General features: G+C 68.7%; 18 protein-coding genes, 1 tRNA gene and 1 pseudogene. 9 read left to right on the top strand and 11 right to left on the bottom strand.

The features are described from left to right. Positions 1-958: 958 nt before the first annotated feature. The 4 genes from ABZ386_RS16555 to ABZ386_RS16540 are packed head-to-tail and all read left to right on the top strand — an operon-like array spanning position 959 to position 9,699. The gene (locus tag ABZ386_RS16555; RefSeq protein WP_358964954.1) at positions 959-2,251 is read left to right on the top strand and encodes a helix-turn-helix transcriptional regulator; all 1,293 of its coding nucleotides are present in this window, start codon (positions 959-961) and stop codon (positions 2,249-2,251) included. Between the two features lie 60 nt (positions 2,252-2,311). Continuing rightward, positions 2,312-3,559 (top strand): hypothetical protein, encoded by a 1,248-nt coding sequence (locus ABZ386_RS16550; protein WP_358964953.1) that lies wholly within the window; start codon positions 2,312-2,314, stop codon positions 3,557-3,559. Further along, positions 3,556-6,867 (top strand): hypothetical protein, encoded by a 3,312-nt coding sequence (locus ABZ386_RS16545; protein WP_358964952.1) that lies wholly within the window; start codon positions 3,556-3,558, stop codon positions 6,865-6,867. The genes ABZ386_RS16550 and ABZ386_RS16545 overlap by 4 nt, the downstream gene beginning before the upstream one ends. Before the next feature lie 15 nt (positions 6,868-6,882). Then, positions 6,883-9,699 (top strand): RNaseH domain-containing protein, encoded by a 2,817-nt coding sequence (locus tag ABZ386_RS16540; protein ID WP_358964951.1) that lies wholly within the window; start codon positions 6,883-6,885, stop codon positions 9,697-9,699. 96 nt (positions 9,700-9,795) lie between these two features. Here ABZ386_RS16540 and ABZ386_RS16535 read toward each other — a convergent pair whose 3' ends face one another. The 6 genes from ABZ386_RS16535 to ABZ386_RS16510 all read right to left on the bottom strand — a co-directional run bounded on the left by ABZ386_RS16535 (position 9,796) and on the right by ABZ386_RS16510 (position 14,791). Then, positions 9,796-10,074, bottom strand: coding sequence for a hypothetical protein (locus tag ABZ386_RS16535; RefSeq protein ID WP_158714642.1), 279 nt, complete (start codon positions 10,072-10,074; stop codon positions 9,796-9,798). 220 nt (positions 10,075-10,294) lie between these two features. After that, positions 10,295-11,185, bottom strand: a complete 891-nt coding sequence (locus ABZ386_RS16530; protein WP_358964950.1) for an HEXXH motif-containing putative peptide modification protein — start codon at positions 11,183-11,185, stop codon at positions 10,295-10,297. 56 nt (positions 11,186-11,241) lie between these two features. After that, on the bottom strand, positions 11,242-11,403 hold the full coding sequence (locus ABZ386_RS16525; RefSeq protein ID WP_162602684.1) for a hypothetical protein: 162 nt from the start codon (positions 11,401-11,403) through the stop codon (positions 11,242-11,244). Between the two features lie 89 nt (positions 11,404-11,492). Then, a complete protein-coding gene (locus ABZ386_RS16520; RefSeq protein WP_358964949.1) occupies positions 11,493-12,212 on the bottom strand; it encodes a 2OG-Fe(II) oxygenase in 720 nt (239 codons plus the stop codon). Next, positions 12,209-14,095 carry a radical SAM protein gene (locus ABZ386_RS16515; RefSeq protein ID WP_358964948.1) on the bottom strand — a complete coding sequence of 629 codons (1,887 nt, stop codon included), beginning with the start codon at positions 14,093-14,095 and terminating at the stop codon, positions 12,209-12,211. The genes ABZ386_RS16520 and ABZ386_RS16515 overlap by 4 nt, the downstream gene beginning before the upstream one ends. A gap of 30 nt (positions 14,096-14,125) precedes the next feature. Further along, positions 14,126-14,791, bottom strand: a complete 666-nt coding sequence (locus ABZ386_RS16510) for a hypothetical protein (protein ID WP_358964947.1) — start codon at positions 14,789-14,791, stop codon at positions 14,126-14,128. On the opposite strand from ABZ386_RS16510, the pseudogene repSA reads away from it, so the two are divergent. The 3 genes and pseudogenes from repSA to ABZ386_RS16495 all read left to right on the top strand — a co-directional run. Continuing rightward, positions 14,751-15,206: pseudogene (repSA, locus tag ABZ386_RS16505) on the top strand (replication initiator protein RepSA); the annotation flags it as partial. The gene ABZ386_RS16510 and the pseudogene repSA overlap by 41 nt on opposite strands. After that, complete coding sequence (locus ABZ386_RS16500; RefSeq protein WP_358964946.1) at positions 15,203-15,391, top strand: helix-turn-helix domain-containing protein; 189 nt, start codon at positions 15,203-15,205, stop codon at positions 15,389-15,391. The pseudogene repSA and the gene ABZ386_RS16500, both read left to right, overlap by 4 nt. Then, entirely contained in the window at positions 15,391-16,557 is a 1,167-nt protein-coding gene (locus ABZ386_RS16495; RefSeq protein WP_358964945.1) for a site-specific integrase, read from the top strand. Before ABZ386_RS16500 ends, ABZ386_RS16495 begins: the two co-directional genes overlap by 1 nt. 77 nt (positions 16,558-16,634) lie before the next feature. Here ABZ386_RS16495 and ABZ386_RS16490 read toward each other — a convergent pair. From ABZ386_RS16490 to ABZ386_RS16480, 3 genes are all read right to left on the bottom strand, one after another. Next, a tRNA-Pro gene (locus ABZ386_RS16490) sits at positions 16,635-16,708 on the bottom strand. A gap of 47 nt (positions 16,709-16,755) precedes the next feature. After that, the gene (locus ABZ386_RS16485; protein WP_355715356.1) at positions 16,756-17,526 is read right to left on the bottom strand and encodes a Pr6Pr family membrane protein; all 771 of its coding nucleotides are present in this window, start codon (positions 17,524-17,526) and stop codon (positions 16,756-16,758) included. Between the two features lie 112 nt (positions 17,527-17,638). Further along, entirely contained in the window at positions 17,639-18,565 is a 927-nt protein-coding gene (locus ABZ386_RS16480) for a metallophosphoesterase (RefSeq protein WP_351339539.1), read from the bottom strand. 158 nt (positions 18,566-18,723) lie between these two features. Between ABZ386_RS16480 and ABZ386_RS16475 the strand changes: the two genes are divergently transcribed. Then, positions 18,724-19,188 carry a GatB/YqeY domain-containing protein gene (locus tag ABZ386_RS16475; RefSeq protein WP_114254482.1) on the top strand — a complete coding sequence of 155 codons (465 nt, stop codon included), beginning with the start codon at positions 18,724-18,726 and terminating at the stop codon, positions 19,186-19,188. Between the two features lie 238 nt (positions 19,189-19,426). On the opposite strand, the gene ABZ386_RS16470 is transcribed toward ABZ386_RS16475, so the two are convergent. Next, positions 19,427-21,721: a transglycosylase domain-containing protein gene (locus ABZ386_RS16470; protein WP_358964944.1), complete on the bottom strand. Its 2,295-nt coding sequence runs from the start codon at positions 21,719-21,721 to the stop codon at positions 19,427-19,429. 408 nt (positions 21,722-22,129) lie between these two features. On the opposite strand from ABZ386_RS16470, the gene wblA reads away from it, so the two are divergent. Continuing rightward, the gene (gene wblA, locus ABZ386_RS16465; RefSeq protein ID WP_031115994.1) at positions 22,130-22,468 is read left to right on the top strand and encodes a transcriptional regulator WblA; all 339 of its coding nucleotides are present in this window, start codon (positions 22,130-22,132) and stop codon (positions 22,466-22,468) included. A gap of 163 nt (positions 22,469-22,631) precedes the next feature. On the opposite strand, the gene ABZ386_RS16460 is transcribed toward wblA, so the two are convergent. Further along, complete coding sequence (locus ABZ386_RS16460; protein ID WP_351339546.1) at positions 22,632-24,026, bottom strand: ArsA family ATPase; 1,395 nt, start codon at positions 24,024-24,026, stop codon at positions 22,632-22,634. Between the last annotated feature and the right edge of the window lie 33 nt (positions 24,027-24,059).

Here is a 24,059-nt window from a genome sequence, read left to right as displayed (position 1 = left end):
GGTCTGGAGCAGTATCTGGAGGTGCTGGCTGGGGCGGACGCGCTCTGCGGCTGTCGCCTGACAGACGGCCTCGAAGCCGGCGGCCATAGGGGTCGGCCTTCGGTGGCTTCGGTCGTCTGGGCGGCGGCCCCGTCCAGCGCCTCTTGCCCGCATCCGACTGAGACGGAAGATCGCGGAAGCCCAGGCTGCTGAGCAGCCTGGGCTTCCGTGTGCCCAGGTCGGCGATGCGGCAGATCCGAGATTCGAACTGGTGAGAGGTTGCCCTCAGCATGCTTTCCAAATGTTCGTCCGGGGGTCCGGGAGTGATCAGGAGCGTTCTGACCTGCGGTGCAGCTGGGTCGGGTGAGGCTTCCGAACGGTGCTGTACGCCGGCGAATGAGACCAGAACTGAGACCAGCAGACATTCCGTTCCTACAGGTCACGCCGCTAAGCGTCCAACACATCCTCGCTGCAGGCTCCGGGGTACATGGGTGAGTTCCTGGTCGTGTCCCCTCATGTGGTGTAACGGGATCAAGGTGAAAAGCGCAGGTCGCGGCCACAATCGGCCCGTCCGCGATCACCCTGTGCCTGATGGGCAGTCAGTTTCGATGTCAGCTGCCGCGCACCTCATCCGGCTGACCTCGGGCTACATCGCGACCAAGAACGCGGCGGACGCTCGCGGCCCCTATTGCTGACATGCCGTCAGAAGGGGGTGGGCGCGGCCGCGCCGATCCGCGCCTTGACCAGGGGCTATGCGGAGATCGCTGTTACACCACTCGGCGGGACACCATCGAGTTCCTTGCTTGCAACGGCTTACATGTCCTTTGAGCGTGCCAATCTGCCAGGAATCCCCCAGACGGGCGCTCCGCGAAGATGGAGGCGCCATGGGAGCCGAGGGCGGTCTATCTCGGGGGCGCGAGGGCAGTGCCACCGGTCGATCCAGAGAAGCGTCGCCGTCGGCAGCGGTAACCCCATTGCCATGAAGTCTTCATTGCAGTTCTATGGAGGCATGCCATTGCCCGTTCGCGTGATAGCTCCCAGCCGCCTTGCGGCGCTGCGGGAGCGTGCGGGGCTGTCGAAGGCTGAACTTGCCCGGCGAGTCGGGGTGTCGACACGCATGGTGTTCTTCTACGAGCAGGGGCGGCACACGCCCACTCCGCAGCGGCTGCAGAGGATGGCGGCGGCCCTGCACTGCGATGTGGAGGAGCTCACTGGGGTTCGCCGTGGGGAGGAGGGGCTCGTCGACCTGCGGTTTGCTGCTGGCCTGACTCTCGATCAGGCGGTGGAGCTGCTGCGCCGGACGCGTGTCGGGCGTGACCTGTGTCTGTCGGCCCCGAGGCTCTCCGCTTTGGAGCAGGGGCGGCCCGTGCATGGCCGGAATTGGCGGGATCGCGACGTGGTGGGGCGGCTCCCTGCCGCGCTGGCCAAGATCTATGGTGTGCCCGTGCGCATGGTCGTGGACGCTTGGATGCGTACCCGCCCTGATGAGTCGGCGCCGGTGCGCCCGAGGCGTCAGCCTCAGAGGGGTTCGAGCGACTCGGCTGAGGCCGCCTGGCGATCGTTGAATGAACGGCAGCAGGTTTACCTCGGTGAGATCCTGCGGGACGAGCGCATGACGGAGACGGAGATGTGGATGCGCCGGACGCATCATCTGCCTGTGCCTCGCCCTGCGGAGTGGCGCAAGCTCCCCCTCACTCTCCACGCGCCAGCGGATGTCGTGGGCTACACGCGGCTGCAGGAACGCTTGCGGCGCAAAGGAGTTCACGACCCTGGAGCCGGTGCGACGGTGCACGCGTTGGCACGCCGAGGACTCCTGGTGACCAGCACTGATGTGGTGCATCACGCTGAAGCTGGCGAGGTGACCAGGGTTCGGGTGGAGATGACGAGGCGGGGCAGAGCAGCCGCCCGCGCTGGACTGGGCGAGCGCGCGGAGCAGCAGCCGGACACGCCTCTGCTGTCTGAGTGGCTGTGGGGTGTCATGGCCCGGGTGGCCGACGCAGGCCCGGACGGGCTGGAGCGGGACGCACTGTCTGGCCGGGCTCCATTCTATCTGGGTGTCGGCTACAAGAACCGGTCTGCAGGGCGGCCGAGCCGGGGATTCATCGACGAGGTGCCGGTACTAGCGGCCGACGGGAGTCACGTCGTCGGGTACCGGTGGAAGCTGACCCCGGTCGGGCTGCGGCACGCATTTGAGTACCTGGATGAGTACCGCCGTCGGTATCCGCAGGTTGATACCACGGGCGTCGGAGCGCTCGCTGGCGAACACTCGTAATACGTCTCTTCCGTACGAGGCCCGACGAATTGTCAGTGGCAGCTCTTACTCTCTGGGCTCATGAGGAACGCGACGAACAACGGCGTTCGGCCGACCGATGAGCTATGGGTGAAGTCCCTGGTGGCACGCTCGGTGTTGCGTGCGGCCGACGCGATGACGGCCCCCGGCGTGAGCCCTTCCGCCCGCCTCAAGGTCTTGATGGAGTGCCACGGCGCGCTGCTGGCAGCGCGTGGACCGGGCAGTGAGCTGTCTTTTGCGGACTTCCGGCGCCAGGTTCGCGGTGATCCCTCCCGGCTCTTGCCCGAAGGTGTCCCTGGGTGGGACGTCGACGAACTGCGCGCGGTCGATGCCGACGGGCACGTAACGGAGGACGCCTTCGATATCGCCGCGGAACAGCGCCTGGTGCTCCGCATCCTGCAGAAGGGCGGCCGAGATGCCGGCCTGCTCAGTGGCCAGGACCTGGACGACGAGGTTGCGCAGGAAACGGCCTTCGCCCAGTTGTGCAAGGCGGGCAACCAGAAGGTCTACGAGAGCGGACGTACCGATCTGATCCGCTACCCGGCGGGCCCGGTGAGCGAGCTGAGTGAACTGAGGCTGCCTCCGCTCGTCGCGGATCTGTACGAGGACATCCCCTATGCCTCGAGGTACCGGGACTGGTGGTTCGCGTGCCCCGTATGCCGGTGGCCGATGCGCGTCGCACTGCGTCGTGAGGCGGGGCAGCAGGTCGGGGTGGTCGCCTGCTGGCACACGCCGCACCAGGAAATGGGCGCCACGTATCGCTTCCGCCCGGTCGAGGGGATCGTTCCGCCCGAGCTGCTGCCGGATCCGCCTCCGCCTCCCCCGGACGAGCGGGAAGCAGTCCTCTGGCCCGACCTGGAGTACGTCCCGGAGGCGAAGCCCGTGGAGGGGCATAAGGCTCTGGTCCGGGGTGTGTGGCGGTACACCTGCGTCCCCGGGCTGGCGGAGCTGGCGTTGCGGGACCGGTTGGTCGAACGGGGCCTCAAGGTGGAGCTGTGGCCCGCCCTGGACGCCTACGACCTGTGTGTACACGTCGGGCGCAAGCGGGCACGGAAGAAGGAGCATTTTCGCGTGGACGTGAAGGACTACACCTCGGGCACCGCGCTCGCGCAACTGATCCACGCACAGGAAGGCGACAGCGGGGGAGCAGAGTGGCTGGTGGTTCCAGACCACCGCGCCAGCCAGGTGCACCTGCTGTCTGGAGTGGGGGCGAAGTACGGGCTGAAGGTAGCCACGGCGTCCGAGTTCGGCGAGATGGTCTGCGAGCGTTCGGGGGTGGCCTGGTCGTGAGCGAGCCATCCGTGGAACAAACAGCCCTGTGCGCCTCACTCGCACTGGCTGCCTACTACTTCCCTGCCACGTCCGTGGACAACGATGCGCCCGCAGCCCCCTTCCGGAAGGCGGCCTTCCTGCTGTCCGGCCAGTTCCGGGCCTGGGACCGGTGGCCGGAGCTGACGAGCGAAGAACGCCGACGCATCGTCGACGTGTACCGCACCGCCCCCAGCAAGTTCGGCGACGTGCGGAACTTCACTCCCGCCGCCCGCGCACTGCTCACAGCCCTCGGTGACGAGGACCCTGGTGAGCCCCAGAAGCTGCTCACTTTCGAACCTGCAGGCGGAGACCCGCTCACTGCCGAGGCAGCCATCCCCCGGGTCGGCGGTGACCTGCTGGCCTACGTCGACCGGCAGATCGCCCGGTATCGGCGGCCCAGCGCGCGGCCGAAGCCCCCTGAGTTCGCCGGCCCCGGAGTCTGGAAGACGGGGGAGATCAGCGTGCAGGGCGTCGGCCAAGTACATGGCCAGCTGACGATCCCCACCTATCCCGGCTTCACCGAGGCGTTCGGCCACGACCGCCTGCCGCACATCGCCACCGCACCCCCGCTGGACAACCTCCGTATCCCCACGGAGGACCTGTTCGAACTGGCGGCGCAGATCGAGAGCGGTGAGCCGAAGGAGAAGCGGTACCTCCACGCGGTCCTGAAGGGCCTGTTCTCCGTCCTGCAGACGTCCGACTCCATCAGCCCACAGGAAGCGCTGCGGATGACGGCCGGCGGCCTGGAGATCTTCCACGCGCCGACCGGGACGGGCAAGAGCGTCTTGGTGCGCGTCCTGGCCGCATGGTTCGCCCAGCAGGGCCACCGGGTGGCCATCGTGCTGCCCGACATCAAGGCGTGCCTGGCCATCACCCGCAAGATCCGGTCCGACCTGCGCGTCCTGCAGGGCCTCGGCGTCATCAAGCACGAGACCGGCTGTGCGCACCTGATGTCGTCATCAGGCATGCACGAGCGCGCGCACAAGCTGGCCCGTCTCATCGACGAGGACCCGCAGGCACCGGGAGAGTGGGGAGAGAGCGGCGAACGGGACGTGGATCCGCTCTCCTACGGGTGCGCCCAGCGACCACTGCTGGAGTCCAACGCCGACTATCCGCCCGGCCGTGAGCCTTGCCTGTCCCTGTACCGGCAGGACTTGGGTGCGTCCGCCTGTCCCTGGATTCCCACCTGCGGCAAGTTTGCCCCCGTATACGAAGCCTGTTCGGCGCACGTGGTCGTGACGAATCACTTCGCCTTTCTCCAGGGCAACCTGCGCATCGGCGTGAACCTTGACGGGCGCCCCGTTCAGGGGGTGAGCGTTGCCGAATTCGCGTTGCGCACCTGCCACGCCGTCCTCGTCGACGAGGTCGACCAGTTCCAGTCGAGGGCGGTGGATCGATGCGCCGGCGAGGTCGTCCTGCACTCACGCAGGCACTGGACGGCGGCCCCGCAGGAGATGGACACGGACGCGAAGCGGCTGCCGATCTCGGCCGAGGCCGACCTGCTGCCGTCGGTCGGCCAAGTACGTCTGATGGCGGAGTTCCTGCTGCTCGCCGTATGCAGCAACGCACTGCGTCTGGATGTCAGGGAGGACGAGCGTGCGGAGAATCGTGTGCCGGACCGCACCGGGCTGCGCTGGCACCTGGCCCGTGGCCGTGATCGGCAGCTGATCCGTCTGCTCTGGCCGGACCTGGCCACCTCCGGGGAGACTGATCTTCCAGCCGACCTCGCTCGACGCCTCCAGGGCCTCATGCCCGCCCGCTACCTGCAGCCACGCACCACGGAGAGCGATCCGACGGAGGTGGGGTGGGACGAGGTGCGCCGCGCTCTGGAGGCGCTGGTGGCCCCGCGTGGCCAACAACTGCTCGACGCTGTGAAGCTCGATCTGCACCGGCTGCTGGAGTCACGGGTGAAGGACCCGCACCAGCGTGCCCAGGCGGTCAACCTGCTCGTCACCCGGGCGACCCTGACCGAGCTGGACGAGGCGCTCTCCGAACTGCGCACCTGCGTGCAGCACTACCGCCCCTCCGGCCTTCGCTCCGCGCAGCGGATCGCCGAGACGCTCAGCCCGAGTGCCGTCTCGGCCGTCCTCCCGCTTGGCCTGTTGGGGCGCTCAATCACGGGATATCGCGTAACCGGCCTGGACAAGAAGGAGAGCGACGCCGAACTTGTCGCGCAGAGCATCGCGGGCGACCCGCACACCTTCACCGCCGAGCTGGGCGGTCTTGTCTCACTGTGCCTGGCTGGGGTCGAGCGTCCCGTCATGGGCCTGTCCGCCACGGCGTACTTTCCCCAGGCGGTACGCGAGCACGTCCACGCGCCCGTGCGCTGGTGGATGACCGACGCCCAGGCCCGTTCGATCCGCGCTCGACGCCACCGTATCGAGTACGGCGAGGGTCACCCCATGTACGGCGAGCCGATCAAGATCTCGGGCCAGCACCCGAGCCGCAAGAAGGGCGCCTTGATCGAGCTCGGCACGGAGCTGTACGACCAGTACATCTACCGAGAGTTGGAGCGACAGCGTGCCAAGGACAAGGACCGCGCGCACGTCCTGGTCGTGGCCAACTCCTACCAGCAGTGTGCCTGGCTGGCCCGAGGCATCGCCCAGGCCGGCACCTACCGCGAAGGGCTTTGCGTGGCCGTGCGCGACGGCGACCGGCGCAGCCCCGACCCCGACCTGCCTCGGGAGAACATCGCCACTCGCCTCACGGCCGAGCAGTTCGAGGACTTCCCGCAGTACGGCAACGTCCTGGTCGTCCCCCTGGCCCTGATCGCCCGCGGTCTGAACATCGTGGTCGGTATCCGCTCCGCCGTGCGCTCGGTCTACCTCTGCGTCCGACCCTTGGCGCTATTCGCCGAACCCGCGGAGATGTACGCCAGTGTCAACGCTGCCGGGCTGCACGCACTCCCAGAGGGCGGCACCGCCAACCCCGACGACGCGTTGGAGAAGGCACGCACCGCCGCATGGCAACGGCTTGAACTGATCCTGCGCGCGACACCCCAGTTCACCTCCATGCCCAAGTCGCTCCAGGAGGAGGTTGTCGCGGGTGTCGTCGTCGACCTGATCCAGCTGGCCGGACGGGCCCGTCGTGGTGGTACCGAGGCCGTCCTGCACCTGGTCGACTACGCCTTCCACGAGGACACCTGGAGCTCCGACCTGGAAACCGTCCTGCGTCGCATCCACGAGCAGTGGCCGCCGGCGGTGAAGCGGCAGATGAACGACCTGTACGGGGAAGCCCTCAACGCCTTCCTCTCCTACGCGGGCATCGACCCGACCCTCACCCACTGAAAAGAGAAGAGACGAGTGAACGACCAGAACCTCGAGCCGGGCAAGTACCTGCACACACTGGCTTACCGCTGCACTCCCGCTCTGGTGGGCGATGCGACGGTTCACGTGCGCCAGCTGGACACGGAGACGGTCAAGCTGTGGGCCACCTTCACCGCCCAGTGCAGGAAGCGCTTCGGCAAGGAGGAGGCCCAGGCTCCGTACACCATCGCCACGACCGTGCTCCAGGTGATCACTGGCGGGTATGTGTACTTCGAGCCCAAGGGCGCGGCGCCGTTCCTGGTATCCCGGCAGCCGATCGACAGCGATCTGCTGTGCAAAGCCTTCACCCTGACGTACGGCCTCGCCCTCGGTGAACAGGTAGAGGTGATCGACCTGAGGCAGCCGCCCGATCTCGCGGTGCGCATCGCGAGGACTCCGGAGCAGGAATTCGCTCTGGAGGAGCACCTGGCGGGGGCCAAGGGAACACAACCGGATGCCCCTAACTGGCTCTACAAGAGCGTGGGGTGGGGGCTGGCAGAGCGTCTCGCAGCCGTTCCCTTCCAGCTCTCCAACGGCCGAGAGATCACACTGCGTCCCGATATCACCGGCGGCCTGGTGGCGTTGGACGATCCCTGGGAGAACGAGAGCGGCGGTCGCTACGCCGTGTGCCGAACGGCGGTGCGTCTCAAGACCCTGCCGAACGTGCAGCATCCCGTGCTGCTCTTGGACGCGCGCGTCTCCCGCATCTCGTCCTCGCTGATCTTCAGCTCCACAGCACTTGCCGTCCAACCCGGAGAGGGCCGCCCGATCCTGGAGGTCAAGCTCAACGGGCGCGGCGGCACAAAGACGATCCCGCGGCAGACCCTGCAAGCGCTCGGCCGACTGGAGATGGACTACTCGATTCTGCAGTCCATCGCCAAGCGTTCCGAGCGCGAGCAGAAGCTTCGCGAGCGGGCCAGGGCTTTCAAGGAGAAGCTCCAGTTCCCCCGCGAGCACCCGGGCCAGATCTGGCCCATCCCCGCGAAGAACTACCAACACCCCATCGGAACGGGCGTGGGCATGCACCACCTGAGGCTCCTGCGTGCTCATGCAGACGCTGTCTTCGGCGATGATGCTCAGCGGCTGTCCCTGCGCCAGTCCGCGATGACCCTGCCGCGACGCCCCACCGACCCTGAAAAGGTCTCGGCCCAGGAGTACAAGCGACGCAAAGAGGAGCGCGAGCGGACCGGCAGCAAGGAGCCACTGCGCCCGCGGGGCAGCCTCTTCCCGTCAGCAGAGTCGCTCTGCGTCTCCGTCGCCGAGGCTGGCTTCAAGAAGCTCCGCATCGCTTGCCTGTGGTATCGGGACGAGACCCGGCAGCGCATGCTGCAGACGTTCTGCCACGCATTAGGACTCAGCCCCGTCGGCCTTGACACCCAGGAGGGCGTCGAGCTCGACTTCTACCAGGGCCGCATCACAGCCGTCTTCCATTACGTGCCGGATTTCCTGCGGCCGGGTCGCGGGCGGGACCGGGCAGAAGCGCTGGGGGCTGTGAGCGCCTCACTCAGGTCCCGTGACGGTGTCCTGATCGGCGCGTGGTGCGAGACCGAATTGCCGCACGCCGATGACTTCCCTGGCATCGACGCTCGTGACCTGGACGATCTGGATGCCAAGCCGCAGACGAAGGCGATCCTGGCTCGTCTCGACGTTCCGTCGCAGTACCTGATGGGCCGCGGAAAGGAAGGTGTCATCGAGCCGGGCGGCGAAGACCACCCGGCGCAGATGGCTCTGCTCGACCTGTACCGCTCCCTCGGCATCACTGACGAGCGGATCTCCAATGCTCTTCAGGGCACGAGCGGATTCCCGGTCGACCGGCTGGCCCATGTCGGCGTGCATGTACGACAGCAGAACCGACGCTACGGCGAGAAGGGCGAACCCAAGATCGTCGTTACGGCCACCGCGTTGGTCCCGCCCCAGTCCCCGGAAGGGGCATGGTCCCTGCTCGGCTGGAGTTCCACGGCACCGGTATGGCGGCCGTACCGCTCGGCTCAGAACGCCTTCCACACCCACCCATATCCCGAACCTTCCGCGGAGACCGCGAGCTATCGGCAGAAGTGGGACGGTGCAGCCGATATGGTGGAGCGCGCCCTCGGCGACCTCGCCGACGAGCTGGACGGCGTGCCCTACACAGTCACCGTGGACGCGCAGTCCGCGCGACGCATGTGGGACGGCTTGCAGAACCTTCGCCTCGGCGAACATCTCGCGCAGGCAGGAACTGACGGCAACCGCAGCCGATACCAGCTTCCCGGAGCACGCCTCGGCCAGGACGCCCCGCTGGCCGTCATCCGCCTAAACACGGACGACGAAGAAGTGCCACAGCCCGTCAGCGTCACCCACCTGGGCAAGAAGGACGGCGCCGAACCCGTTGAGAAGGACACCTCGACGCTGCTCTTCGAAGTCGACACGGACTTCGGAACGCCGGTATGGCTGCTGTGCAATGTGCCTCGCGCCTACGACGGCAGCGGCGCCGGTCGACTGGGCTCCAAGCGCACTCGATGGGAAGCGGAGAAATCCGTGCAGTCAGAGGACCGGTCAAAGCGCCGCAAGGGCGAGATGCCGCAGAACTTCTACGCCATGACCGCCACCGAGATCCTTCCCATCGGGGGACCGTCCGACGAGGCACGTGAGGCACTGTCGGCTATGACCGCCCGTCTGTGCCACCAGACCCTCTTCTGGTCCGACCGCGCCCGCTACCCGGTGCCGCTGCATGCAGCACGGCAAATGGACCTCGACCACCCGCAGTATCGGCGCGAGGTAGCTGATGCGGAGCCAGGAAGTGGGGATGAAGGCGAAGAGGGAGAAGCAACGGCGTAGAGAGGGAACGTAGGCAGGTGCGGGGGTGGAGCAGTTCGCTCCACCCCCGCGTGGTCTCGCCGGAGTGACCGGATCCGGTGTCGCAGTTGCCTCGGCCTACGCCTCGAACAGGGTGGGCCGCCACTCCAGGATGTCGCTGTCGAAGCCGCCATTACGTACGTCCTGCAGAGCTGCCGCATAACCGACCTCGATAGCCTCGGTGATCAGCTGCCGCAGTTCTGACGGCGCGTACAGGAGTCGGTGCCCGGCGCCCGAGTAAAGGTTGGCCGCGGCGTGGCCGACGGCACGGGCATGCTCACCGGGAACCGTTGCGACACGCATGTCCGAGATGGCCTGTGCAGCGTTCTTGATCTCTTCCTGCGGAGACGAAGTCATGGCGGCCAGTATCCGCAGGAGGGCGGCGGAACGGAATGCCGCCTCCGTCGGCACTGTGGCCGACCATCCGCCAGTTCGCCGGGGCCGACAGGGAAGACCCCGGAAGGGGCTGGTGCGTGACCACAACACATGTTCCGTACACACGGTGGCTGTCGTTTGCCGTGCACGCTGAGGCAGTCGAATGCTGAGCCCCAGGGTCACCACCGAACTCAGACGCTTACTACGCGGGACCCAAGACCTTGCCTACTGCGCGGCCGATGTGTTCACGGATTTCATTTGCCGACACGTACGAGAGGGCCTGATCCAAGCACTTGGCAGTGGCAGCGAACTGGACCGCCTGCTTCCGAAGGTGGGCGTCGAGGAAGGGTACGACGGCGCCCCTGGCTCTGCGCCGCGCCTCCCGTGCGTACAGCACGGTGAGGGAAAAGGCCCAGCACGCGTGGAGGAAGCCGAAGACGGAACGCTGCGTGTCTCGCCAAGGGGAGAAGAAGGTGACTTCAGCGGGGAGGCTCACGTCGTACGCGACCAGGGCGTCGTTGAGCCAGTTGTGGGCGGCCTCGTGAATCAGGTCGCGGGCCAAGACCTCGGGGTGGCCCGTGTAGTCGGTGAAGACGGTGCCCGGGAGGCGGGTGAGGGCCCAACTGTGGAGTGTCTCGTCAAGTCGGCGATGGTTGAGCAGGCAAACGACGGGGGCGTGCTGGGTGAGCAGGGTCCCGAAGCCGTGCTCGGTCGCGGACGCGATCGCGGCACCAACGAGGCCGAGGGCCTCGGGTGGGGCAGGGTTGGTGTCGGGGCCGACGAGGTAGTACGCGGTTTCGGAGATCTCTGAGCGGAGCAGGTCCGCGGGACACGGGCTGAGCACGAGGTGTGGGCCGGCCGACAGGTGGGTCAGGTCTCGTACCGTCGTACGGCGGTACCAGGCGAGGCGGTCCGCGTGCCGGGTGCGCGCCGCGTGTTCGGCGCCTTCGAGCAGGTGGTGGGCCACGGCGTAGTCGAGGGCGGACGAGCCGAGGCGGTTGCCGAGTACGGAGGCGATACGGCTGGTCCGGAGGCGCTGGTGGTCGGCGATTCCGCCGACGGTGACCAGGGCTTCCGGGGAGAGAGCGCTCATCTGGGACTCCGGGGTGGAACGGGGCCGGACCGGGACGGGCCCGGCCCCGTGGCGGGTCAGGTCTCGGTGGTGGGCTCAGCGGCGTTGGGCTGCACCGTGGTGGCCAGCCAGGTCTCGGTGGCCGCGTTGGAGGTGTGCGCGGTGGTGCGCACGGGGTCGCTGTCGCGCAGGGACGCGACTGCCTCCAGGAACTCGTCGAACGTCTTGTCTTCTGCCACTGCTCGCTCTCTCCTCTGGTCGGGGCCGTGGGTTGGGGGCGGGTGGCCGTGAGGCGGGCCGCGGGGTCCGGTCATGGCGGCGAAGCTTCCTACTCGGAGACGAAGAGCGTGAGGAACTTGCGGACGCGGCCGGCACGGACAGGTTCTGTGCCGTGAATGAGCTGGCTGCCGAAGACCACGAGCGTGCCGGGTGCAGGTGTGACGCTCCATCGGGTGCGGGGCATGGTGCGGAACCAGGGGGAGGAAATGTCCGTCCCGTCGTGTGCGAAGCGCATCCCGTGGGCGTAACCCGACTCAGTCGGTGCCTCGTCTGCGGTCCAGACGGCGTCGCTGCCCGTGGTCTCCACATAGAACGCCCCGCCGGTGTCCTGGAGGTCGGTGAGCGTGACCGTCGCGGCCGCGATCTGCCGGGGACGGGTCAGGGGATCGGGGGCGATGCCGTCCGCATGCGGGGTGATGTACTGGCTGGCGCCGTATTCGAGGTAGATCCATGGCCGGTGGCCGGTGACCGAAGGCAGGGTGCGCGTGACGGCGGCCATGTGGAGCTTGAGGGCTTGGTCGAGGAGGGTGGTCGCCTCGTACGGGATGTCGGTCATCTCGATCCGGCCGGCCGGCTCGTAGACGTCCTGCGCCTCGGAGGGGGAGCGACCGGGGATCTCGTGGATGGTCGTATGGCGGCCCGCGCCGTACCGGTCGCGCCCGAAGGAGCCGAGCGCGCCGTCCATGACGTCGTTGAGGCGATCGATCTCGTTCGGTTTGAGGAAGCTCTCCACGGTCCGGATGGACAGCGTCTCGGCGATGTGGATCACTGCTCGCCTCCATCGCTGGAGCGGGCGGCTTCGGTCGCGCAGACACAGAGGGTGGACGGCGGGGCAGAGGCGGCCTCGGCCAGGGCCTCCGTGAGGACGTGCACGGCCTGAGCGACATCCTCGAAGTACTCGGCAGGAGCGGTGCCGGCAGCGGGTACGAGATGGAGGTCGAGCGTCGGGTACGCCCGGCCGGTGGTGCGGCAGGTGAGCTCGCTGCGGCCGAGGACCAGGGAACAGGTCCCGGGCAGAGAGGGCTCGGCTCGGCCAGCGGCCCGGCACAGGCGCGCTGCCGTACGCGCGTACTCGTCGCGGTCGCGCGGCAGGATGCCGACCGAGAGGAAGCGGGGCTCGGCTCCGGGGAGGTCGGCGTACGCGTGGCCTTGGCAGCTGTCATAGGTGATGGCGTTCCAGCCTGTGGTGAGTTCGTCGACGACCGGGCGGATGCCGGGTTCGATGCCCTCGTACCACTGGGGATGGTGGGGGTCGAGATCGTCTGCCTCGTGCACGCCGGGGAGACCGACCGTGTTGATGTTGCCCTGGGCGCTGACCTGCAGGCGTGCGGGCTTGCGGGGCACAGTGGGGTCGTCCCAGCGGGCCATGAACGCCGCGACGTGCTGCATGTCATTGGGGCGGACGGGACGCCAGCGAAGCCGGGAACAGGAGGCGCCGGGCGGGAAACTCGGCTGGGCGAGGAGGGCGGCGACGCCGTCGATCAGGCGCATGCGGTGGTCGCAGTACGCGTCTTCGTCGCCCGCGGCGGCGAAGCGGAGGCGGACCGCCGGGCAGCCTGCGCCGCAGGAATCGCGGTAGTCGCAGGTCGTGCACTTCGTGACCAAGGAGCGTGCCTGCTGAAGCAAGGGAGAGCCGCCCTGGGCGCCGGCTATGTCCGCCTCGGCGTGCATGTCGCCGAGTGCGGCGAGGCCGGCCTGCGGCCAGGGCAGCTCGTCACAGCTTCCCAGGCGGTCGTCGGGATAGAGGGTGAGGACGTGGTCGCACTTCAAGTCGGAGAAGTGGCAGGAACGCGTCTGCAGACCCTTCAGACGGCGGATGACGGAGACGACGGGCTCCAGCTTGACGCGGCGGAACAGGCCGTCGGTGACCCAGTGGTGGGCGGCCTCCAACACGAAGTCGGCGTACTGCCGAGGCGTGACGGCCCAGGCCGGGCCGGTGGGACCGATGGCTCGTCGCTGGAGTGCCCGACTGGTCGGCGCACGGGATCCGACCACCATGGTCGACCGGGTGACCGCCGCGTCGAAACACGGCACCAGGCTGACCGTCGTCACGGCGGGAAAGGAGGCGAGGTGCTCCATGACCTCGGAGGCCCGGCCGAGGACGTACGGGGTGACGGCGCAGATGACGCCGACGTTGCGTTCCCGACGGCCGAGGAGTTCCAGGGCTTCGACCACTCGGGGGTACGTGGGGCGGCCGTCGTACCCGACGCGCCACGAGTTCCCAAGCGCGTCCCCGTCGAGGGAGATGCCGATCTCCAGCTCCGGGCAGTGCCGCTCGAACAGGTCCACCCACGCGTCGTCGAGCCGGAGGCCGTTAGTCTGGAGGCTCACGCGGAGGACGTTCGGCTGTGCGGCGAGCGCGTCCAGGAGCTCCGCGATCCGCTCCCGGCCGGCGGTCAGGGGCTCCCCGCCGTGGAGTTCGATGCTGAGCGGGCGCCCGGAGAAGATCGAACCGAGGCGGTGGACCTGTGCCGCGCTGAGCCGGGCGCCGCCCGGTGCCTCCTTGCGCTTCTCGAAGCAGTACAGGCAGTCGATGTCGCAGGTCTCTCCCCGGAGCTTGAGGATGACGGAGACCGCCGTGTCCGGCCCGGTGTTCGACAACGGGGCGTAGAGACTCTCCAGGTCCGTAGGGGCGGTGCGGGTGACGGGCATCAGAAGCCTCCCGAGGAGGAGAGGCGCGGTCTACGCGCCATCGGTGGAGACCGCGGACAGCCATCCGAGAAGCTGTCCGCCGGTGATGGGGCTGTGGGCGTCGCCGCGGCGAAGGAACCACCCGTCGGCGTACCGCTGGGGCAGCCAGCCGGCGTCTGGGGCGCCCAGACTGGGAGGCTTCTGCAGCGGGTCGTCGACGGGCCAGCAGCCCAGGAGCGCTCTGGCCACGCGTCGCTGAACCGGACGGAACCACTCCCACGTCTCCCCGCGAGCCGGGTTGATCGACGGGCGGGGCGGCGCGCCGACGAGCAGCGGCAGCCACTTGTCGCCCAGGACGGGATGGCCGGCCGCCGCGCAGTCGAGCGCGGCGAGACAGGTCTCCAGCTTCCGGCATACGACGCCGACCGATTCGGCCAGGCCGTCCTCGACGAGGCCGGTCAGGTCCTCGGCGAGACTGGCCGCCACTTCGGCCTGGTCGGCGACCGCCCACCGTCGGTAGCCCTGGCGCTCCCCGGGAGCGAGCACCGGATTCCAGTGTCCGGAGCCGTAGGAGAGAGCGGTGCGCAGGCACATGAGGTCGTGCATCGAGGCGCGTACCCGGCGGAACGAGCTGAGGTCGTCGCGGCGGACGTCGAAGGAGCGGAGCAGGTGACGGAGCAAGGCTGCCGAGAACACCGGCACCCTGGACCGCCGCATCGGCGAACTCTCCGAACTCGACCGTCATCAGGTCCCGGCCCACACCCGCCGCCTCATCGAGGCCTGCAAGGTGCTCGACCCGCTCTACCCCGACCGGCGCCTGTGGGCTTGGGCTCACATGCTCGGCTTTCGCGGCCACTTCTCCTCCAAGTCCCGCCGCTACTCCACCACCCTCGGCGCCCTTCGCCAGGCTCGCGCCGACTACCGCGCCGCCCAGGAACACGCCGTCCTCGACCTGGAGGACGTCGAGCCAGACACCGTCCTGGTCCTGGCCGACTGGCAGTACGCCGGACACGGCCACACCCCCGGCGAATCCGCCCTCGCCGCCACCATCGCCCGCGACCTACAACTCAACCGCGAAACCGCCCGCGAAGCCCTACACGACCAACTCGCCCTGGAAGGAGCCGCAGCATGACCACTGCCACCCTTGAACTGCTGACGGTGTCGGACGTCATGACACGGCTCAAGGTCGGACGCTCCAAGGTCTACGACCTGATCCGTACGCACCGGCTGGCCTCCATCAAGATTGACGGAGCTCGCCGGATACCCGCCGACGCGGTACGCGACTTCATCCAGCACCAGCTGGAGGAGGCCGCCTGATGACCAAGCGACGCAGCCGCGGCGACGGTGGGCTCCACTGGGACGAGAAGAGACAGCGTTGGGTCGCCACGGCGAACCTTGGCTTTGATCCGAGCGGCAAGCGGATCGTGAAGCGGGGGAGTGGCAGGACCAAGACAGAGGCGAAGAACAAGCTCAAGGAGGTGCTGCGGGACCACGAAGACGGTCTTGCGATCGCGCCCACGGGCTACACCGTCGCCGACGCCGTGAACGACTGGCTTGCCTTCGGCCTGGCGGGTCGTGACCCGGGCACCGTCGAGACCTGCACCATCCTGAGCCAGAACCACGTGATCCCCGCTCTGGGCGCCCGGAAGCTCCGCGACCTCAGTGCGGAGGACGTCGACCGCTGGCTGGCCGCCAAGGCCAAGACGCTCAGCACCCGCACGCTGCAGTCCGTCCACTCCTGCCTGAACCGCTCGGTCAAGCGGGCCATGGCGCGGGACAAGGTGAAGCGCAACGTCGTCGAGCTGTGCTCCGTGCCCCAGGGCCAGGCCGGGCGACCGTCCAAGGCGCTCACCTTGGCCCAGGCCGAGGCGGTACTCAAGGCGGCCGAGGGAACCTCGATGCACGCGTACATCGTCGTCGCCCTGCTGACCGGTGCCCGCACTGAGGAGCTGCGGGCGCTGACCTGGGACCACGTCTTCCTCAAGGGCAGGCCGGACGCCGATCCGCCGCAGCCCCCGCACATCGCCGTGTGGCGCTCGGTCCGGCGCGGCGGGGACACCAAGACCCGGAAGTCCGGGCGAACGCTCGCTCTGCCGGCGCGTTGCGTCGATGTCCTGTGGCAGCAGTTCGAGGACCAAGGCTGGGAGCGGCTCGCCGCTGGCGACAGCTGGGAGGAATACGGACTGGTCTTCTCCTCGGCCGTCGGCAAGCCGCTCGACGCCACCAACGTCCGGCGGGCCTTCCGCCAGGCGCTCAAGGACGCCGAGGGGATCAACGCCGACGAGTGGACACCGAGGGAGCTCCGCCACAGCTTCGTGTCCCTGCTGTCCGACCGAGGTGTTCCGCTGGAGGAGATCTCCCGCCTCGTCGGTCACTCCGGCACGGCCGTGACCGAGGAGGTGTACCGGAAGCAGATCCGGCCCGTGATCCAGACCGGCGCGGTGGTTATGGACGGCATCTTCAAGCGGGATTCAGAGCGGTAGTCACGCAGATAGACACGCAGCAACGCCAGAGGGCCCTTACCGATTCGGTAAGGGCCCTCTGATCTGCTACTTAGCTGTCGGGGTGGCGGGATTTGAACCCACGACCTCTTCGTCCCGAACGAAGCGCGCTGCCAAGCTGCGCTACACCCCGATGTCGCTGCTCTCGCGGCGACGACGTTTACTTTAGCCCACCGGTCGCTAGACACGAAATCCGGTTTTCCCGCGGTGGCGGATGGGGTTCGGGCGGGCGTGGTCCAGGGCCACGAGGAGGACGGCCAGGGCGTAGAAGGAGAGGCCCAGGAGGAGGGCGTTGCCGAGGACGCGCTTGTAGCCGTCCTGGCCGACGTCCAGGAAGGGGTAGAGGTAGCGGTCGGGAGTGCCGGGGAGGAGCAGTTCGCCCCGGGTGAGGGAGAAGGCCAGGTAGGCCAGGGGGTAGAGCAGCCAGGTCGGGGCGTGGCGCAGGTGCAGGCGGCCGGGGGTCGTGAGCAGGAGCCAGTCCAGTACGGCCGCGATCGGCGTCACCGTGTGGAGCGTGTGGTGGGCCAGGGCCTGCCAGCCCTTCGGGGTCGCGGCCTCGCCCGTGAGGGAGAAGGGGCTCGCCTCGTTCACCAGGAGCAGATGGTGCACGAGGGCCGCGATGACGACGTAGAGCAGGGTCGCGCCCAGGACGGAACCCGGCAGGGGGCGGCTGGCCGTCCACGCGCGGCGGGCCGAGAAGGTCATGACCACGGCCAGCAGGATGTTGCTCTGGACCGCGAAGTAGCCCAGGACCCGGGACGGGTCACCGAGGAGCAGTTCGAGCGTCACGCCGGCGGCCGCCGCGAGGGCGATCAGCAGGCGGTAGGCCGCTGCCGCGGGGCGGCGGACCGGGGTGACGACGGCCGTGGCGGGGACGGGGGAGGGCCGGAGTGCGGGCTTGCGCGGGATCGCGGGGAGGTCCGGGAGGTCCCTGGGTATCGGGGCTGTCATGCCCCCACGCTGACAGAACCGGACAAAGGGGGCGATGTGGGTGCGGCTGTGTGGGTTACCCCTGCCGCCTTTGCCTGGTCCGGCCCGCCCTACGCCCCTTCGACGCCCTGGGCTACTCCCGTCCCACCAGCGTCAGCAGTGTCGCCTCCGGCGGGCAGGCGAACCGTACCGGCGTGTAGCGGTTCGTGCCGCACCCCGCCGACACGTGGAGGTACGACGTACGGCCCTCCGCCGTGTGTGTGGACAGGCCCTTCACCCGGTCCGTGTCCAGGTCGCAGTTGGTGACCAGGGCGCCGTAGAAGGGGATGCAGAGCTGGCCGCCGTGGGTGTGGCCGGCCAGGATCAGGGGGTAGTCGTCAGCGGTGAAGGCGTCCAGGGTGCGCAGGTACGGGGCGTGGACGACGCCCATCGAGAAGTCCGCCGTGTCCGACGGGCCGCCGGCCACCTGGTCGTAGCGGTCCCTCTTGATGTGCGGGTCGTCCAGGCCCGTCAGCTCCAGCGACAGGCCCTCGACCTTGAGCGTGCCGCGCGTGTTCGTCAGGTTGAGCCAGCCGGCCGCGTCGAAACCGTCCCGCAGGTCCTCCCACGGGTTGTGCACCGCGCCGACGGCCGGCGGGTTGCCGTTCAGGCCGTGGCGGCCCTGGGCCTTCTCCATCAGGTAGCGGGCGGGGTTGCGCAGCTTCGGGCCGTAGTAGTCGTTGGAGCCGAAGACGTACGCGCCCGGGAACTCCATCAGCGGGCCGAGCGCGTCCAGGACCTCCGGGACGCCCTCCGGGTCGGAGAGGTTGTCGCCCGTGTTGATCACGAAGTCGGGGCGCAGGCCCGCCAGGGACCGCAGCCAGCGCTGCTTCTTGCGCTGGCCGCCCACCATGTGGATGTCCGACACCTGGAGCACGCGCAGGGGGCGCATCCCTGAGGGCAGGACCGGGACGGTGACCCGGCGGAGGCGGAAGGAGCGGGCCTCGAAGCCCGCCGCGTACAACAGACCGGCGGCACCAGCCGCCGCGATTCCCAGGGGGACTCCGTATCGCGCGCGCATACGACCATCGTGTCAGACCGCGTGGGATGCCCGCGCCCGGCGGTGCGCGAATTGGCCTGGCGACACCGGCCCTTGCCCTGCCGTCCCGTAGAGGGAGCGGGCCGACGTCCCGTAAATCAAGGGGCGCCTTTTCCGTCGCACCTGCGACAATCGACCCCATGACCACGCTCAAGTCGAAGCTGCAGGATGACCTCAACGCCGCGATCAAGGAGCGCGACGAGCTGCGCTCCTCGACGCTCCGGCTGACGCTCGCCGCGATCACGAAGGAGGAGGTCGCGGGCAAGGAGAAGCGCGAGCTCTCCGACGACGAGGTGCAGAAGGTGATCACCCGGGAGGCGAAGAAGCGGCGTGAGGCGGCCGAGGCCTTCGCGCAGGGCGGTCGCGCCGAGCAGGCCGAGCGGGAGAAGGCGGAGGGTGAGGTGCTCGCCGAGTACCTGCCCAAGCAGCTGTCCGACGAGGAGCTCCAGCGGATCGTGGCCCAGGCCGTCGAGGAGGCCAAGGCGGCCGGTGCGGAGGGGCCGCGGGCCATGGGCGCGGTCATGAAGATCGTGAACCCGAAGGTGGCCGGTCAGGCCGAGGGCGGCCGTGTCGCCGCCGCGGTGAAGAAGCTGCTGGCCGGCTGACCGGCCGGCGATCACCGCCACCGTCTTACCGAGCCTGGTCTCCGCCGACCGGCCTGTTGAGCCTGGTCTCCGCCGACTGGCTCACAGAACTTGGTCGGCACAGACCGGCTCACAGAACAAGGGGCGGCCCTCCTCCTTCCCAGCCGGGAAGCAGGAGGGCCGCCCCTTGTCAGATCACGCCCGTTCGGTCACGCCGGTTCGGTTACGCCGGTCACGCCCGTCAGGTCACACCGGCCGCTCAGCCGAACCGCCCGCCGTTGCCGTTCCCGCCCCCGTTGTCCTGGCCCCGGAAGAATCCCTCGGGGATGGAGAACGAAGGCGTCGGGACGGGATCGCCGCCCCCGCCGCCGTTGTTGTTGCCGCCGACCAGGCCGCCGATGAAGCCGTCGTTGTCGCCGTTGTCCCCGTCGTCGCGGCCGCCCCCGCCGCCGTTGTCGTCGCCGCGGTCCCGGTCGATGCCGTCGGGGATGTGGACGGTGTTGAAGCTCTCGACGGGCTTGCCCTCCAGCGCCCCGTACATCATGTCCTTCCAGATGGGGCCGGGGACCTCGCCACCGAAGACCTTGTCGTACGGCCGGCCGCCGATGGTGATGTTGGTCATCCTCCGCTTGTGCGCCGGGTCGCCGACCCACACCGCGCCCGCCATGTTCGGCGTGTAGCCCACGAACCAGGCCGCGTAGCGCTCGTCCGTCGTACCGGTCTTGCCGGCGCTGTCCCGGCCGTTCCCGAGACCGGCCTTCCGGCCCGTACCGTCCTCGACGACGCCCTTCAGCAGCGCGTTGATCGTGTCGGCGGTCTTCTCCGACATCGCGCGCGAGCACGTCGACTTCGGGACCTCGAGCTTGCGGGTGTCGTCACCGACCCGCTGGCTGACCGACTCGATGGCGACCGGCGTGCAGTACATGCCGCGCGAGGCGAAGGTCGCATACGCGTTCGCCATGGTCAGCGGGGACATCTCCTGCGTGCCGAGGGCGATGGAGGGCACCTGGGGCATCTTGTCGCCGTCGGCCCGCACGACGCCCATCTTCTTCGCCATCGTCGTCACCGGGCAGATGCCGATGTCGCTGATCATCTGCACGTAGTAGGTGTTGACCGACTTCGCGGTCGCCTCCTTCATGTCGTACGGGCCGACCTCCGAAGAGTTCTCGTTCTCGAGCTTCGCCGGGTTGCGGGGGTCGTTCAGCCACTTCTTGCCGTCGCAGGCCGCGACCGGGCTCGGGTACGCCATCCGGTACGGCGAGGAGTACACCTTGTTGGCCGGCATGCCGTCCTCGAGGGCGGCGGCGGCCACGATCGGCTTGAACGTCGAACCGGGCTGGTAGCCCATGCCGCCGCCCATCGCCTGGTCGACGGAGAGGTTGATCTGCGTCTCGTTCTTCTTGAAGCCGTACGGACGCGACTGGCCCATGGCCAGGATCTTGCCGGTGCCGGGTTCGACGAGGGTGACGGCGGTGGCCACCGGGTCGCTCTTGTAGACGTGGTCCTTGATGGACCGCTGCGCCGAGTCCTGCGCCTGCGGGTCCATGGTGGTGCGGATGGTGAGACCGCCCTGGTTCCAGACCTTCGCCCGGGCCTCCCTGGTCTTGCCGAAGACCGGGTCGGTCAGGAAGACCTCGCGCACGTAGTCGCAGAAGAAGCCGGCGCCCTTGACCGCCGTGATGCAGCCGTTTCTCGGCTTGCTGACCTTCAGGCCCAGCGGCGCCTTCATCGCCTCGGCGGCCTGGGCCCGGGAGATGTCGCCGACCTCGGCCATCCGGCGCAGCACGGTGTTGCGGCGCTTGGTGGCCTCCGCCTCGTCGTTGACCGGGTCGTACCGGCTGGGCGACTGGACGATGCCGGCGAGGAGGGCCGACTCCTGGAGGTTCAGGTCCTTGGCGGACTTGGAGAAGTAGCGCCGGGCCGCGGCCTCGACGCCGTAGGCCTGCTGGCCGAAGAAGGTGATGTTGAGGTAGTTCTCGAGGATCTTCTTCTTGCCCAGCTCCTCCTCGACCTGGATCGCGTACTTGAGCTCGCGGATCTTGCGGCCGATGGTCTGCTGGGTGGCCTGCGCGACCTTCGTCGGGTCGTCGCCCGCCTCCTCGACGAAGACGTTCTTCACGTACTGCTGCGTCAGGGTGGAGGCGCCCTCGGAGACTCCACCGCTCTGGGCGTTCTTGTTGAGGGCGCGCAGGACGCCCTTCAGGTCGACCGCGCCGTGCTGGTAGAAGCGCGAGTCCTCGATCGCGACGATCGCCTTCTGCATGTCCGGCGCGATGTCCTTGAGGGGGACCACCGTGCGGTCGCGCGAGTAGACGGTGGCGATCTGGCCGCCGTCGGCGTCGAGGATGGTGGTGCGCTGGCTCAGCGGCGGCGTCTTGAGGTTGGCCGGGAGCTCGTCGAAGCTCTCGACCGATCCCTTCGCCGCCAGCCCCAGCGCGCCCACCGCGGGCAGCGCGATACCGGCCAGCACGGCCCCCGCGAGGACACTGACACCGAGGAACTTGGCGGCCTGCTGCGTGGGAGACAGACCACCGCCCGAGCGCTTCTTTGGCATGAGGGCAGCCTACGTTCTCATTCGCCGGACAGGCGTATAGGCATTGGCCTAAGCTGCTCTCAACTGTCACAGCAGTGAGGTCACGTATCAATACGTCCGGCGACCCCGAATCGTTCCGGGTGTTCCCCAACTTTTTTGGTGGGGTCGTGTCCGAATCCGCCTTGTGTGTCATACGGCGTCCGTTGTGACGCAACTGAACTGTCCTGGTTTGCCGGGAAAGTTACGTATGTCGCCAGCTCACTCCCCCGGGTGATCTGCCGCTTACCCATAGTCCGTTCGGGCCATTCAAGATTGGGCCCGCTGGGGGTGTTGCGCCGTGCCCACCTTCCGTAACGTCCTCAACTGGCGGCGGTGAATATGCCGCTGCCGCCGTGGGGGAGCCTCGATTCGGGAGAGGACGGCGCCGGTATGGGCTGGGTAACCGACTGGAGTGCGCAGGCGGCCTGCCGCACTACCGATCCGGATGAACTGTTCGTTCAAGGAGCAGCGCAGAACAGGGCCAAGGCGGTGTGCACCGGATGTCCGGTGCGTACGGAGTGCCTGGCCGACGCGCTCGACAACCGCGTCGAGTTCGGCGTGTGGGGAGGCATGACGGAGCGGGAGCGCCGCGCACTGCTGCGCAGGCGGCCCACGGTGACCTCCTGGCGCCGGCTGCTGGAGACCGCGCGCTCGGAGTACGAGCGCGGCACGGGTGTGGTGCCTCTCGACGACGACGAGGTCTACGAGAACTACGCCGCGGTGAGCTGAGGAGTTCCCTCCGGGGTCTCCGCACGTCTCAGGGCCCTTGACGGGCCCTTTGGCCGCTTCGGCAGCAGCACCGGGTCGCCGCTCGGCGGCAGCGTCGGTTGGCCGCTGCGGCGGCAGCAGCACCGGGACCGCCGCATGCGGCGGTGGCACCCGGCCGCGTCCGTCAGGCGCTCGCCTCGGGCAGGCCGGACGCAGCGGACGCGTCGGAGACAGCGGACGCGTCGGGCAGCTCGCGTTCGTTGGCCGCGAGCCGGTCGCCGATGTCGCGCAGTCCCGCGAGGTCGTGCACGTCACCGGGCAGCGCGGCCACTTCCGTCACGGCCACCTCGGGGTGGAGCGCGGTGAAGCGGTCACGCGTGCGCTGCTCGCGGGAGAGCAACTGCATACGTTCGGCGTGCAGCCTCAGCAGGCCTGCCGTGAGCTGGTCGACGGAGCGCTCGGCGTGCTCGGCGTCGTCCTCGGCGGGGGAGCCACCGTCGGAGGCCTCAGCAGCGTCCGGAGCTGGGGTTTCGTCCGTGGGAGAGTCTGAACTGCCGTACGTGTCGGGAGAGTTACGAAGTCCAGCTTTCCCGCCCTCCTGATCCACAATGCGGGAGTCCTCAAGATTTTCCGCGGCGGCGAGCGCACGCTCGGCCGACAGCCCGTCGGCGCCGCTGCCGTGGACCCGGTTGAGCACCAGCCCGGCGAGCGGCATGTCCTCCGCGGCCAGGCGTTCCACGAAGTACGCGGCCTCGCGCAGCGCGTCCCGCTCCGGGGCCGCGACCACGAGGAACGCCGTCCCCGGCGCCTGGAGCAGCTTGTACGTGGCGTCCGCGCGCGTGCGGAAGCCGCCGAAGGTCGTGTCCATCGCGGAGACGAACGTCTGGACGTCCTTCAGGAGCTGGCCGCCGAGAAGCTTGCCCAGCGTGCCGGTCATCATCGACATCCCGACGTTCAGGAACTTCATCCCGGCGCGGCCGCCCAGCTTCGCCGGGGCCGTCAGCAGCCGGATCAGCCGCCCGTCCAGGAACGACCCGAGCCGCTTCGGCGCGTCCAGGAAGTCCAGCGCCGAGCGGGACGGCGGGGTGTCGACGATGATCAGGTCCCACTCGTCCCGGGCGCGCAGCTGGCCGAGCTTCTCCATCGCCATGTACTCCTGCGTGCCCGCGAAGCCCGCCGAGAGCGACTGGTAGAAGGGGTTGCCCAGGATGGCGGCCGCCCGCTCGCGGTCCGCGTGCGCCTCGACGATCTCGTCGAAGGTGCGCTTCATGTCGAGCATCATCGCGTGCAGTTCGCCGCCCGCGGAGTCGTCGATGCCCTTGACCCGGCGCGGGGTGTTGTCGAGGGAGTCGATGCCCATGGACTGGGCCAGCCGGCGGGCCGGGTCGATGGTGAGCACGACCACCTTGCGGCCCCGCTCGGCCGCGCGCAGGCCCAGGGCCGCCGCGGTCGTGGTCTTGCCGACCCCGCCCGCGCCGCAGCAGACCACGATGCGGGTCTTCGGGTCCTCCAGCAGCGGATCGACGTCGAGCAGACGCGCCGGCGACAGATGGTGGTGGGCCGGGTCCGGACGACTCATGACATCCCCTGCTTCCGACTCATGACGGTCCTT

Source organism: Streptomyces sp. NPDC006140, from assembly GCF_040628815.1.
Taxonomy (GTDB): domain Bacteria; phylum Actinomycetota; class Actinomycetes; order Streptomycetales; family Streptomycetaceae; genus Streptomyces.
This window is presented reverse-complemented; position numbering and strand designations above follow the sequence as displayed.

What these genes read in the sequence shown, in the direction of transcription:
- ABZ386_RS16480 (WP_351339539.1), bottom strand. Translation starts at nt 18,565, where the DNA reads ATGCGCGCGCGATACGGAGTCCCCCTGGGAATCGCGGCGGCTGGTGCC.
- ABZ386_RS16550 (WP_358964953.1), top strand. Translation starts at nt 2,312, where the DNA reads ATGAGGAACGCGACGAACAACGGCGTTCGGCCGACCGATGAGCTATGG.
- ABZ386_RS16555 (WP_358964954.1), top strand. Translation starts at nt 959, where the DNA reads ATGAAGTCTTCATTGCAGTTCTATGGAGGCATGCCATTGCCCGTTCGC.
- ABZ386_RS16470 (WP_358964944.1), bottom strand. Translation starts at nt 21,721, where the DNA reads ATGCCAAAGAAGCGCTCGGGCGGTGGTCTGTCTCCCACGCAGCAGGCC.
- ABZ386_RS16510 (WP_358964947.1), bottom strand. Translation starts at nt 14,791, where the DNA reads ATGCGGCGGTCCAGGGTGCCGGTGTTCTCGGCAGCCTTGCTCCGTCAC.
- ABZ386_RS16485 (WP_355715356.1), bottom strand. Translation starts at nt 17,526, where the DNA reads ATGACAGCCCCGATACCCAGGGACCTCCCGGACCTCCCCGCGATCCCG.
- ABZ386_RS16515 (WP_358964948.1), bottom strand. Translation starts at nt 14,095, where the DNA reads ATGCCCGTCACCCGCACCGCCCCTACGGACCTGGAGAGTCTCTACGCC.
- ABZ386_RS16460 (WP_351339546.1), bottom strand. Translation starts at nt 24,026, where the DNA reads ATGAGTCGTCCGGACCCGGCCCACCACCATCTGTCGCCGGCGCGTCTG.
- ABZ386_RS16530 (WP_358964950.1), bottom strand. Translation starts at nt 11,185, where the DNA reads ATGAGCGCTCTCTCCCCGGAAGCCCTGGTCACCGTCGGCGGAATCGCC.
- ABZ386_RS16495 (WP_358964945.1), top strand. Translation starts at nt 15,391, where the DNA reads ATGACCAAGCGACGCAGCCGCGGCGACGGTGGGCTCCACTGGGACGAG.
- ABZ386_RS16535 (WP_158714642.1), bottom strand. Translation starts at nt 10,074, where the DNA reads ATGACTTCGTCTCCGCAGGAAGAGATCAAGAACGCTGCACAGGCCATC.
- wblA (WP_031115994.1), top strand. Translation starts at nt 22,130, where the DNA reads ATGGGCTGGGTAACCGACTGGAGTGCGCAGGCGGCCTGCCGCACTACC.
- ABZ386_RS16475 (WP_114254482.1), top strand. Translation starts at nt 18,724, where the DNA reads ATGACCACGCTCAAGTCGAAGCTGCAGGATGACCTCAACGCCGCGATC.
- ABZ386_RS16500 (WP_358964946.1), top strand. Translation starts at nt 15,203, where the DNA reads ATGACCACTGCCACCCTTGAACTGCTGACGGTGTCGGACGTCATGACA.